The organism is Aquimarina penaris, assembly GCF_040786285.1.
Lineage (GTDB): Bacteria > Bacteroidota > Bacteroidia > Flavobacteriales > Flavobacteriaceae > Aquimarina.
In genome coordinates this window covers 444160-456903 of record NZ_JBFMKQ010000002.1, presented here as the reverse complement: position 1 = coordinate 456903, position 12744 = coordinate 444160, and the positions used below count along the sequence as shown (strand labels likewise).

The 12744-nt window shown below is 31.9% G+C and carries 13 protein-coding genes; 10 read left to right on the top strand and 3 right to left on the bottom strand.

Annotation, left to right across the window (positions count from 1 at the left end; all coding sequences use genetic code 11):
- Nucleotides 1–186 precede the first annotated feature (186 nt).
- The 3 genes from ABW637_RS11615 (at nucleotide 187) to ABW637_RS11605 (ending at nucleotide 3673) form a co-directional block, all read left to right on the top strand.
- Complete coding sequence (locus ABW637_RS11615) at nucleotides 187–1632, top strand: MBOAT family O-acyltransferase (protein ID WP_367584859.1); 1446 nt, start codon at nucleotides 187–189, stop codon at nucleotides 1630–1632.
- Nucleotides 1633–1645: 13 nt separating this feature from the next.
- On the top strand, nucleotides 1646–2707 hold the full coding sequence (locus tag ABW637_RS11610) for an alginate O-acetyltransferase AlgX-related protein (RefSeq protein WP_367584857.1): 1062 nt from the start codon (nucleotides 1646–1648) through the stop codon (nucleotides 2705–2707).
- A gap of 123 nt (nucleotides 2708–2830) precedes the next feature.
- Nucleotides 2831–3673 carry a hypothetical protein gene (locus ABW637_RS11605; RefSeq protein ID WP_367584856.1) on the top strand — a complete coding sequence of 281 codons (843 nt, stop codon included), beginning with the start codon at nucleotides 2831–2833 and terminating at the stop codon, nucleotides 3671–3673.
- An 81-nt stretch (nucleotides 3674–3754) separates the two neighbouring features.
- Here the strand turns inward: ABW637_RS11605 and ABW637_RS11600 are convergent, their stop codons facing one another.
- On the bottom strand, nucleotides 3755–4825 hold the full coding sequence (locus tag ABW637_RS11600; RefSeq protein ID WP_367584855.1) for a M12 family metallopeptidase: 1071 nt from the start codon (nucleotides 4823–4825) through the stop codon (nucleotides 3755–3757).
- A 261-nt stretch (nucleotides 4826–5086) separates the two neighbouring features.
- Here ABW637_RS11600 and ABW637_RS11595 point away from each other — a divergent pair, with 261 nt between their 5' ends.
- The 3 genes from ABW637_RS11595 to ABW637_RS11585 are packed head-to-tail and all read left to right on the top strand — an operon-like array spanning nucleotide 5087 to nucleotide 6528.
- Entirely contained in the window at nucleotides 5087–5548 is a 462-nt protein-coding gene (locus ABW637_RS11595; RefSeq protein WP_367584854.1) for a hypothetical protein, read from the top strand.
- Entirely contained in the window at nucleotides 5548–5895 is a 348-nt protein-coding gene (locus tag ABW637_RS11590; RefSeq protein ID WP_367584853.1) for a DoxX family protein, read from the top strand. The genes ABW637_RS11595 and ABW637_RS11590 overlap by 1 nt, the downstream gene beginning before the upstream one ends.
- Before the next feature lie 21 nt (nucleotides 5896–5916).
- On the top strand, nucleotides 5917–6528 hold the full coding sequence (locus ABW637_RS11585) for an alpha-ketoglutarate-dependent dioxygenase AlkB family protein (protein WP_367584852.1): 612 nt from the start codon (nucleotides 5917–5919) through the stop codon (nucleotides 6526–6528).
- A gap of 53 nt (nucleotides 6529–6581) precedes the next feature.
- Here ABW637_RS11585 and ABW637_RS11580 read toward each other — a convergent pair whose 3' ends face one another.
- Complete coding sequence (locus ABW637_RS11580; RefSeq protein ID WP_367584851.1) at nucleotides 6582–6986, bottom strand: MauE/DoxX family redox-associated membrane protein; 405 nt, start codon at nucleotides 6984–6986, stop codon at nucleotides 6582–6584.
- 208 nt (nucleotides 6987–7194) lie between these two features.
- Between ABW637_RS11580 and ABW637_RS11575 the strand changes: the two genes are divergently transcribed.
- Complete coding sequence (locus ABW637_RS11575; RefSeq protein WP_367584850.1) at nucleotides 7195–8055, top strand: helix-turn-helix domain-containing protein; 861 nt, start codon at nucleotides 7195–7197, stop codon at nucleotides 8053–8055.
- Between the two features lie 4 nt (nucleotides 8056–8059).
- Here the strand turns inward: ABW637_RS11575 and ABW637_RS11570 are convergent, their stop codons facing one another.
- Nucleotides 8060–8842 carry a S1/P1 nuclease gene (locus tag ABW637_RS11570; RefSeq protein WP_367584849.1) on the bottom strand — a complete coding sequence of 261 codons (783 nt, stop codon included), beginning with the start codon at nucleotides 8840–8842 and terminating at the stop codon, nucleotides 8060–8062.
- A gap of 169 nt (nucleotides 8843–9011) precedes the next feature.
- Between ABW637_RS11570 and ABW637_RS11565 the strand changes: the two genes are divergently transcribed.
- From ABW637_RS11565 to ABW637_RS11555, 3 genes are read left to right on the top strand one after another with little or no spacing between them, the layout of a single operon-like run.
- Entirely contained in the window at nucleotides 9012–10004 is a 993-nt protein-coding gene (locus ABW637_RS11565) for an alpha/beta hydrolase (protein ID WP_367584848.1), read from the top strand.
- An 18-nt stretch (nucleotides 10005–10022) separates the two neighbouring features.
- Nucleotides 10023–10829, top strand: a complete 807-nt coding sequence (locus tag ABW637_RS11560) for an HAD family hydrolase (RefSeq protein WP_367584847.1) — start codon at nucleotides 10023–10025, stop codon at nucleotides 10827–10829.
- A gap of 2 nt (nucleotides 10830–10831) precedes the next feature.
- Nucleotides 10832–12727 (top strand): M61 family metallopeptidase, encoded by a 1896-nt coding sequence (locus ABW637_RS11555; protein WP_367584846.1) that lies wholly within the window; start codon nucleotides 10832–10834, stop codon nucleotides 12725–12727.
- Nucleotides 12728–12744: the final 17 nt, after the last annotated feature.

The window sequence follows — 12744 nt, the reverse complement described above, 5'->3', positions numbered from 1 at the left end:
TGAAGCGGTTTTTAGTTTGCATATCTACCAGAAGCATAACTGATTTGATATCAAATATGACGGTGAAGGCACAAGTTGTTAAGTGAACGAATCAAATTGAAAAACCAATGGAGTTAGTCTTAGTTATAAACAAAACTTATATTTGCCGATCGTTTAAAAACAAAAATCAGGTACTAAAAAAAGAGAATGCTATTTAATTCGATTGATTTTGCTATATTTTTACCCATAGTATTTATATTCTATTGGTTTGCAACGCACAAGAATCTTAAGCTTCAAAATTTACTGCTAGTTATTGCTAGTTATATTTTTTATGGATTATGGGATTGGAAATTCTTATCTCTCATCCTTTTTAGCACCTCAATTGACTTTTTTGTAGGGATCTTACTTTCTAAAGAAAATCACTTAGGAAAACGAAAATTGCTTCTTTGGGTTAGTATTTTAACAAACTTAGGTTTTCTTGGCTTCTTTAAATATTACAATTTCTTTGTTGATAATTTTGTTACTGTATTTTCGGTATTCGGAACTTCGTTTAATGCAAGTTCATTGAATATCATTTTACCCGTTGGTATTAGTTTTTATACGTTTCAGACACTTAGTTATACGATTGATGTTTATCGCAAAAAATTAACTCCGACAGAAGATTTTATTTCGTTTGCAGCTTTTGTAAGTTTCTTTCCGCAATTAGTTGCTGGACCAATAGAACGAGCGACAAACTTACTTCCACAATTTTATAAGAAAAGGCAATTCGATTATTATAAAGCCATCGATGGTTCTAGGCAAATCCTTTGGGGATTATTTAAAAAGATTGTAATTGCCGATAATTGTGCCATCTACGCCAATGATATTTTCAACAATTACCAAACATACTCCGGAAGCACATTGCTCTTAGGGGCTTTCTTCTTTACCTTTCAGATTTATGGTGATTTTTCTGGGTATTCTGATATCGCCATAGGAACCTCCAGGTTGTTTGGATTTGACTTAAAAAAGAACTTTGCGTTTCCTTATTTTTCTAGAAACATAGCAGAATTTTGGAGGCGTTGGCATATCTCTCTTACTACATGGTTTAGAGATTATGTTTATATTCCATTAGGAGGTAGTCGTGGTGGTACGTGGAGTAAAGTCAAAAACACGTTTATCATTTTTTTGATTAGTGGTTTTTGGCATGGCGCAAATTGGACATTCATAGCATGGGGGTTTATCAATGCCTGTTATTTTCTTCCTTTATTGCTACTAGAAAAAAACAGAAAATATACCGACGTTGTGGCCGAAAATAAAATGTTTCCGAACCTAAAAGAAATACTACAAATAACAATTACTTTCTTCTTAACAGTGATTACCTGGGTGTTTTTTAGAGCTAAAACCATAGAAGATGCTTTAGCGTATCTTAAAGAAATATTTTCAGAATCATTATTTACAATACCCTCAATTATCACAACAATACTGGTATTAAAAATTGGTATTATAATCTTTTTCGTTATCATCGAATGGCTGCAAAGAACTAAAGAGCATGCACTAGAGTTTACTATAGACCCAAAATATCGAATTTGGCGCTGGAGTTTCTTCTTTTTAATCATATTTACTATTATAGTATTTGGAGCAAAACCTCAAGAATTTATTTATTTTCAATTTTAATCTAACGCTGGTCATGAAAAGGTTTCTTACCGACATTTTTTATTTCACTTCTTTTGTGATTGTTGTGCTTCTATTCATTGAAATAATTGTTCCCGAAAATGCTATAACACATAGCCCTTTAGAAGCTAATAAAGTAAAATCTAAAGATCTATTCGTTGGTCCATTCTACCCAAATAATAAAATGATAAGAGATGGATATGGTGATTTAGCACATCACACCAAGCATGCTATTTTAAAAAAAGATATTGTATGGGATACCGATGAATTAGGTTTTAGAAACAAACACGTCATAGAGTTTCCGGATGTAATATTTTTGGGAACTTCTAATATTGCAGGGTATTCCACAAGCCAAGAACAAAACATATCCAATCAGGTTTCACATCTTACTGGATTATCTACTTACAATATTGCTCCTTATTCTTTTGATAAATTCACGCAATTATTAGATGCGCAAATAATTAATAAACCCAAAATACTAGTATATGGCTTAATAGAAAGAGGATTACCATTCCTTCCCGAAATAAAGCAACCAAACTCTGGAATAAAAAATTTGTTCTTAAAACTAAAAAACACAACAATTTTTAATGGATTAGCCAGATGTATTGATATCCCGGCAAAAAGGAGCTTTCAACGTTTTATCATTGCAAGAATTAATAAGGCTACAGGAAATGGAATTCAATCTGATATTAACAAAAAGATGTTTTTCTTTCAAGGAAAATATTCAAAAATAGATGCTACGGATGAAGTAGTTCAAAGAACCGCAGATGTGATTTCTTTGTACCGGGATTACTGTAAAGAAAAAGGTATTGAATTTGTTTTTTTCCCGATTCCGAATAAAGAAACTTTATATTATGAACTAATTCCTTTTGAAGAACAACCAAGCTATTTAAATAAGCTTTATACCGAGTTAAAAAAACGTGACATACATACAATTAATACTCTAGAAGTATTTAATCAAGAAAAACAAAAGCAACTCTTATATCATTTTGATGATACACATTGGAATGTAAACGGTATTGCCATTGCCGCTAAAGATATTGCCAAATGTATTACCAACTTAAGCACAAAACAATAACCTTAATCCGACATAATTATACCCCGACGATAGTCCACAAGTATCTGTTACAATTTTCATAAATTATAATAGAACATGATAGGTTTTAGTACTTTTAACACAAGTAACACAAATTAACGTATCATGAAAAATTTATGGCTGGCAATCCTTGCTATTGCTCTCATTAGTTGCAACCAAAATAATAAAAAAGAAAATCAAACTATCGATACAGACTCAGAAGTGATTCCTGTAGAACCTGATGGAGGGATCGGAAACGGTGGCCTTTCTATAGAAAATGTTTATGTAAAAAGTATCGAAAAAGCGCATAAAAAGAACGAATTTCTAAAGCACAAAGCAATAAGTTTTAATGCCCATATTTTCTTTGGCGGAAAAGAACATTTGAATGGTAAGATTACCATGCTTACTAATTCTACCAAAATAAGAATTGATAAAAAAGATGAAAGTAAGCTAATATACACTGGCGAAAAAGTTTTCTTATGCCCAGAAGATGCTAATGAAAAAGGAGCACGTTTTGATATGTTTACCTGGACCTATTTCTTTGGTTTACCTTATAAATTGAGTGATCCGGGAACAAAATGGGAACTCCAAAATCCCAGAACTCTTAATGGAGTAGAACATCAAACCGCAAGACTTACTTTTGAAAAAGGAACGGGTGATGCACCAGATGATTGGTATGTTCTGTATAGTGACAATCAAAATGTGGTGCAAGCTGCTGCTTATATTGTTTCCTTCGGAAGTAATGGAGACACCTCTAAAGCTGAAGCCGATCCACACGCTATACACTATAAAGATTTTAAAATGATCAATGGGATTCCTTTTGCAACCCAATGGGAATTCTACGGTTGGACCGAAGAAAAGGGAATGACCGATAAACTTGGCGAAGCCACCATTACAGACATTACTTTTTTAAATGAAGAAGGAACTATATTTGAAACTCCTGATAATGCCAAAGAAATAAAACTGTAATCCTTGATTAAGTATATAAATGAATAAAAAATCCCTCCATAAACTGGAGGGATTTCTCTATTTAGATACTATACATTCTAATTAATCATTAGAAACATCATTTAAATCTGAGGTGCTATCTGCTGCAGATTTCCCGGAGTTTCTTGATGATCCACATTGACCAATACGATCCCATCCTCGTCCAGATCTCTTTCTGTATAAAAACCCTCGATAGGTAACGAGATCTCCTGCTTGATATGATTGTGAACTTGACCAAGGAGCAACACCTTCACAAATATCTCCACTAGGGCCTCCATCACCAGGATACATAATAGCTATACCAGCGATATCACCAGATGAAAGTCCGTTTCTTTGTGCATTATACGTAGAACCATTATTTCTTACAATAGTTGGCTGACCATTAGCAGAAAAAGCAAAAGAACCGTATAACATTATAGAACCAAAGTCGAGTGCATTTGTATATTCGTTACCATCAACTCCTTGTTGTACATAGGTTTGAAAATTAAATGCTCGCCCTGATTGTATATTCTGAAAGTTAATCGTGATATACTGATCTCTGTCTTTTCTACTTTGCTCATGCCATAATCCAACGGCATGACCAATCTCATGGATAGTATTACCTGTAGAACAACCATTAGCCAAATTGATATTTTGTCTTCCACCTGTGCGTCCTACCGAAGATGAACACCCACTACCGCTTCTAAAGAAAACATAAGCAGATTGATTGGTTCTTTGCACAAATTTAAGATCTGTATTCGCTTCCCAATGCGCTATCGCATCGGTAACTCTTCTTTGATTTGGCAAACTACTTTGTATAGAGTAATATACTGTATTATTAGGCCAGCGTCTGGTGGTACGCCCGGTACTTTTACCATTCATTGTAGCCAAATCACCTTTGGTAAAAATCATATCATTATCGATGATATATTTTTCTCCAATTTTTTCTGCTTTTACAGATTGACCATTAAGTTGGATAGTCACAATCTCCCCGGTAGTTTCGGGAAAAGCTTGTTCTTGAGCAAAACCTTTTTCTATCGTTTCAAGGTTTTGTTCTTCTGAAATTTCTGCTTGTTCATTTTCACAAGAAATGAATACAGTACTTGTAGTTAATGCTAAGGCGCCTACTAAAACACCTTTAAAAAAAGTTTTCATAATTAATATATTTAAGTTGAACTCATCAAACTGTAAAAACAAACACCTTATTGTATTTGATTAAATATATTTCCATTTTTTAGTAAGAATATTGAGTTTTTCTCATCAAAACTCTTTATTACGAATCAAATTCTATGAAACGTTATTTATTTGTTAACTATCTTTTATTTATGATTAACATAATATCATGGTCAAAATATTCAATATTATTTCCTTTTTTGTATCTTTAAAAGACACAATTATGTCTTAATACGTATTCTCATGACTCCGCTTTTTAAAAAACTGCAGCTCCCTCCCACTTTAGATGAGATACTGATTCTTAATGAACCAGAAGGTTTTTGTAAAGAATTGGATTGCCTTAAAGACGTTATAATTAAAGAATCTTTGGTTCAGGTTTCTGAAGTTGACTTTGCTCTTGTTTTTGTTATTGAAAAGAAACAAATAGAAAATCGTATTGAAACTGTATACCCAAAACTTGTAGGTGATGCTATACTTTGGTTTGCTTATCCAAAAAAAAGTTCTAAAAAATATAGTTCTGAAGTTACGCAAGATCATGGCTGGGGTGTTTTAGGAGATTATAACCTAGAACCCGTAAGACAGGTTTCGATTGATGAGGATTGGTCTGCGCTTCGTTTTCGAAAAGTTAGCTTCATAAAAAAATTAACCCGAAGCAAGGATTTTGCACTAAGTAGAGCAGGTAAATCAAAAACAACAGGTGTTTAATGAGCTGGCATTTATATATTTTATCGTTTATTTTTATTACCGCAGGGATTTTTCATTTTATTCGCCCCAAGGCATTCATGAGAATAATGCCTCTTTATATCCCATATCATAGATTAATAGTTTACTTAAGCGGTCTGGCAGAGATTTTGGCGGGACTGGGGGTGTTATTTATGGCTACCAAAACAATTTCTTTATGGGGAATAGTAATTATGCTTATTTTATTTTTTCCCGTGCATATTCATATGCTTATACATAAAAAAGCGAGCCTTAATCTTCCCAAATCAATTCTTGTTTTTAGATTATTATTACAATTTGGAATAATATACTGGGCATATCAATATATTTAGGCTTACAATACGTTGTTTTCAATGAATTTAGATTTGTTTGATTCGCATAACCATCCAATTCGATTAGATATGATAGATGCAGATGTAGTCTACTATCCTGCATTTTTTGATCAAAAAAAATCTGATGAATTTTCTAAAATCTTAACCACCTCTATTAATTGGAGACAAGATAATATTACTGTTTTTGGTAAATCGCATCCACAACCTCGTCTTACGGCTTTATATGCAAATAACAATAACTCCTATAGCTATTCGAATATAACGATGACTCCGAACCCATTTACAAAAGAGTTAGTATTCATTAAAGAAAAAGTAGAATCCGCGTGTTCTGTACAATTTACAAGCTGTTTACTCAATCTATATCGGGACGGAAAAGACAGTAATGGTTGGCATGCAGATAATGAAAAAGAGTTAGGCAAAAATCCAGTCATTGCCTCTATAAGTTTTGGTGAAGATCGATGGTTTCATTTTAAACATAAAACCAATAAAAATCTAAAACGAAAGATCGTATTACAACATGGTAGTTTACTTATTATGAAAGGAAAAACACAGGATTGCTGGCTTCATCAGGTTCCTAAAACTAAAAAAACAATTGGTCCTAGAATCAACATTACATTTAGAGTAATTCAATAAAAGAGCAAACCCATTTATTAATTTTCATGCCCTTTAAACTTATAATTTCTTATTTAGAATGATATTCTATATGATTCTACAGAATTTAAATCATAATCATTTTTTCTCAACAAGATAACAGAGATCATACAAAGAAATAAATGTATCCCAGCGCAATACCAAAAATTAGCATCTAGTAAAAATAAGGTAAAAAAAGCAAATAATACTGTAGACACCATCAAAGCTTTCTTTGTAAACATTCCTAGAATCAAGAAAAATCCAATTACAAATTCTTCGAAAGGAACTAATGGAGCCATAGCCTCAATAATATCATTATCAAATATTGTAACCCGGTTAAAGTATCTATCTAATCTATCCAAAAATCCAGAATATTTGATTGCATTATATATACTATGTAACATCAATACCATTCCAAAAGAAACTCGGGTAATACTATATAAATAAATTTTAAATTTCATGTGAAGAATTGAGCGCTTAAATTTATTTTGCAAATTTATGTCTCGCTTCATTATTTATACTTGTACAATTTTCTAAATAACTTGTACAAAAACAACATAACATACTCTATCCCAAGCATATCAAACATTCTAACTAATAATTACTTGCAAAAAACAAGTTCTAATTATTGATTTTATTTTTGTAACTTTAAAATGTTAAAGAATTGTTATGAACCGTTACACCTTGCATGAAACCTTTGTGGTAGACCAATACTCTATTGATGAATGGGAAGCGGAACCTCATAATCACAATTACTTCGAGATTATTTTTGTGGAAAAAGGAAGTGGATATCACACCATTAATGGAGTTAGATTTCCTTATAAAGAAAATAATATTTTTTTATTGGCTCCAGAAGATACTCATCATTTTGAGATTGAGAATTATTCAACATTTACCTATTTCAAATTTACCGAGCTTTTATTTTCGAGTAAAGTAAACTTACCCGATAGAAAGTTTTGGTTGCAACGCATAGAACAGTTATTGCACCATCCTAATATTATACCGGGGGATGTAATTTCTCACGAAGATGATCGCGGTATTATCTGGGATATCCATAACGTCGTGTTAGAGGAATTTAAAAATGAAAAAATCTATTACCAGGAAATTATCTCGAATGCCATAAGTACTATTTTGAGTATTATTGTTCGTAACATTTCAGAAAAATACGACTCAAATCAAAGAGAAATTCCAATAAATCATTCTAAGATTGATCAGATTTTAGGTCACATAAGACAAAATGTTTATGATAATGATCGTACTAAAATAAGTTTTTTGGCCAATAAATTTAATATGTCTCAAAGTTCAATTAGCACTTATTTTAAAAGAAAGACTGGCGAATCTATACATCAATATGTAACTAAGTATAAAATGAAATTGGTTGAATATCGATTGCAGCATACAGAGTTTACTATTGCAGAAATTGCCTATCAATTGGGATACACAGATGAGAGTCATCTCACTAAAACATTTAAAAAACACTTTGCAATGTCGCCTAAGCAATATAGAAAAGAAACAGCCTTAAGTGATTAAGAGTTTATCCGAAAATTTCATTTAAAATTTTAGCTAACCGTATTCCTCCCTTCTGAAGTTGTGACCGAACCACAGGAAAATAATCATACGCGTACTTATATCCAAGTTTTTCACCCACATTTGCCGATGTATATACTTTCTTGGCAAGCTTCTGAGACTCATGTACCCAATCCACAATTGTTCCTTCTTTGAGAGCTTTAATTTGTAATTTAGACAATCTATTAGTAGTAACAGATAACTCTGTATAACTCATTCCATTATAATCTATCATATCACTATCCCATACTCTATGCAAGTTTGATCCATCCTTAAACCAACGTACCTGGATATCATTCCCTCCTTTATCCTCTCCTCTACCAACATGCAAAGGTTGGTGAAGATCTCCTATAAAGTGCACAAGCATTTTTAGGTAAAACTCCTTGTCATCCATTGATGATTTTTCATCTTTAAGAACTTCGATACACTTATTAATACCTTGAACCAGATCACCAAATTCACTTGGTTTTTCTTCACCATATTTTTTTTCAAAAGAAAAATTAACATAGTGCCATGGGCTATATGATCTATACCTTTCATCACTTTTAATATCATCTGCGAAAGTAGAAACAAAAGCTAAGCTTTGTCCTTTGAGAAGAAGAGCTATATTTTTTTTTGCTTTCTTGGTGAGATAAGATGACGCAATTTCACCTGTAGCTCTGTGCCCGGTTTTTCCCCAATCATAATTGGCAGAAAAAGCAGAAGAAGAAATTAACAATACAATAAGTATTAGTTTAATATGAAGATTCATTATTTTATATTTTGCAGCAAAGATAAAAAAGGGTATGTTAGTGATTCGTTAAAATTTATTTGAATTGTAATTTTTAATATAAACACCTTCAAAAGGTGAGTTATTATTGATCGAAGTATTAAAAATACATACGACACAAAATAAGCATTGTATTTACCCAAATCAAAATATGAAATCTTATGTATCGTTCTCTAATGTAACGTATAAAACAATTAGCCCCGCTATGAAAATTAATTTTTTCTTACTTCTTATCATCAATGTTTCTTTTTCTCTTGCTCAAGAGAAAGAATTTAATTCTGCCGTCGTAAAAATCAATAAGTATATAGAAGGTACATTGGTAGCCCCTTATTCTGATTCTGATAAAGAAGCTCCTTTGGTTATTTTTATTATGGATGCAGGAGCTATAAACAGAGATGGTAATGACCGAATGTCAAAAAACGATACGTTTAAACAATTTTCATATGAATTGGCAAAATTAGGAATATCGACATATCGTTATGACAAAAGACTTTTTAAAATGGATGGTCTTGGTATTCGTGAGCATGAAATTTCTTTTGACCATTATATTGAAGACGCTAGATCTACAATAGACTATTTTAAAAAAAATGGGAATTACACAAAAATCTTTGTTGCCGGTCATGGACAAGGATCTCTGATTGGTATGATTTCTGGAAAAGGCAAAGCAGACGGTTTTATCTCTATTGCAGGAAATGCTGATTCTATTGATCAGGTTATCATCGAGCAAATAGCTAAACAAGCACCCGGATTAGATAAAAGTGCTACTGTAGCTTTTAATCAACTTAGAGAGAATGGTAGAGCAACGAGTTATGACCCAGCTTTAGAATCAATTTTTAGATATGACTTGCAAGCATTCATGAGGTCTTGGGTAAAATACAACCCTTCTGAAGAAATTACGCAATTAGAAATTCCGATCTTACTAATACACGGAGATAAAGATATACAAGTAGAATTATCTCAAGCCGAAAAATTAAAGGAATCAGTACCTCAAGCAGAATACATAATTGTTCAAAACATGAACCATATTCTAAAAGAAATCAAAGGAAATAGCAGGCTAGAAAATCACAAATCTTATAATGAGTCCTGGCGAAAAATTATGCCCGAAGTTCTAAACGGTATTGCTAACTTTGTAAATCAACAATAATTCAAAAAAAAACAGATAATGCCACATCGCATTGTATTTTCAGATATAGATGGAACTTTATTAAATCCAGAAAGAGAACTATCTGAATTTACTATTTCAGAGATTAAAAGAATTAAGGATGAGATTCCCGTAATACTGATTTCTTCCAGAATGCCTAGTGCTATGACGCACTTACAAGAAAAATTAGAAATTACAAATCAGCCATTAATTTGTTATAACGGAGGGTTAATTTTAATCAATAAAAAAGTCGTTCACTCCACATATATTGCTACAGATATTATCAAAGAACTCCATAATTTCAATAGTAATCAAGACATTCATATTAGTGTATACCATAATGATGACTGGTATGTTCCTGAAATGGATTTTTGGGCTCATAGAGAAGCTCAAAACACCAAAGTTGATCCAGTTGTAAAACCCCTGCAACAAGTAATAAAAAAATGGAATTCAGAAAATAAAGGAGCTCATAAAATCATGTGCATGGGTGAAGAATCATATATAGATAAGGCCTATACTTTTTTAGAAAACAATTTTGCAGAAAGATTGCATTTGTATCGCTCTAAACCTACTTATATAGAAATTGCACATAAGAGCATTTCTAAGCTAACGGCTATAGAAATTTTATTAAACACTCATTTTAATATCCCTATTGCTAAAGCTATAGCTTTTGGAGATAATTACAATGACATTGATATGCTTAAAGCGGTTGGTACAGGCGTTGCAGTAGCTAATGCAAAGCCAGAAACCCTAGAAATTGCCAATACAATAACCCTTGCGGGAAAAGAAGACGGGGTTGCAACTTACATTAAAAATAATATATTATAACTGTGCAGAAAACCATTAAAACGATAACAAGCTTACTATATGTATTTGCTATTTTTAATTTAACGGCCAGTTGTAAAGCCGAGCAATTAACTGCAAAAGTAAATACTTCTCCTATCAGTGCATCTATAGACCTTTTTAATGTTATTGATGATAAAATAAAAGTAGAAATTAAAGTAAAAAATATCGACACCGATACGATAAGCTACTACCTACCCAAAATTGTTCCCGGCACGTATCAAAATAATAATTACGGAAAACTTGTAGAAAATTTCGAAGCTTTTGACCAGCAAGGTAACCCGCTATACGCACAAAAATATGGGCAAAATCGATGGAAAATAAATAATGCAAGTCAATTAGACAAAATTACCTATTGGATACATGACACCTTTGATTCTGAAGACACTCACTCTATTTTTTCACCCACGGGAACTAATATTTTAAGAAATAAAAATTTTGTTTTAAACCTTTATGCTTTAGTTGGATATTTTACTGGGCGCCAAGAAAATAAGTATAACCTATTTATAAAGCACCCCAAAAACCTCGAAGCATCTACTTCGGCAGTAGAGACTACATTTGATCAATCTATAGAAAACATTAATTATGATGTTGACTTTTTCAAGTACAAACGATATGCAGATTTAGTAGATTTACCAATAATGTATTCTGACTCAAATCGAATTATTTTTACTGTTAATGGTATAGAAATATTATTAAGTGTATACTCTCCAAATAAAGCACATAAGGCTTCTAAAATTATGCCCCAAATAGAACGTATAATAAGGGCTCAAAAAAGTTTTCTTGGCGATATCAACACCACAAAAAAATATAGTATTTTACTATATCTTTCTACACTAAAATCTGATGATGCTCAAGGTTTTGGAGCGTTAGAACATAATACATCAACGGTAGTAGTACTACCCGAATCTCTTTCGCGAGAGAAACTTAATGATGCTCTCACCGATGTGGTCTCGCATGAGTTTTTTCATATTGTAACTCCTTTAACTATTCATTCTGAAGAAATTCACAATTTTGATTACAATACCCCAAAGATGTCAGAGCATATTTGGCTTTATGAAGGCACTACAGAATATTTTTCTCTCTTATTTCAAATTACTCAAGGTCTAATCACAAAAGAGGAATTTTTTGAAAGACTACAAGACAAAATTGAAGCCTCTAAAAAATTTGACGACGCTATGTCCTTTACCACAATGAGTAAAAATATATTAGAGGAACCCTATCGCGCTAATTACAGAAATGTATACGAAAAAGGAGCACTAATCTCTATGTGTTTAGATATTATTATGCGTGAAAAGAGTAGCGGTAAATATGGCATAGTAGATCTTATTAAAAACCTTTCTAGTGAATTTGGAATTAATATTCCCTTTAAAGATAAAACGCTACTTAAAACAATAAAAGAGCTCTCTTATACAGAAGTTAATGATTTTTTAGAAAAACATGTAGTAGGAAATATCCCTATTGATTATGAATTTTATCTCAATAAAGTGGGAGTTATCTATGGAATAAAAAACATTCAATCTTCCTATTTTATTTTTGAACAACAGCCTTTAGTAAAAGGTTTAGAAGCCTCTAAAGAAGTTATTTTTGTATCAGGAATTGCCTATAATAGTTTTTTAAAAAACCTGGGGGTTATTGGTGGAGATATTTTATTAAGTATTAATAAAAAAGAATACAACCTTAAGAATATTTATGATCTTTTTGGAGATTCTAATCAATGGAAAATAGGAGATGAAATTGTTTTTAAGATTAAACGAGATAATGAAATCATAACTCTCGTATCAAATGTTGTAGAACCAACGGTAGAAAAAACAATTTTAGAACAAAACCCTAAAGCTTCTCTACAACAATTAAACTTATTGAAAAATTGGGTTAATGATTAAAACTTTTTTATCAATAC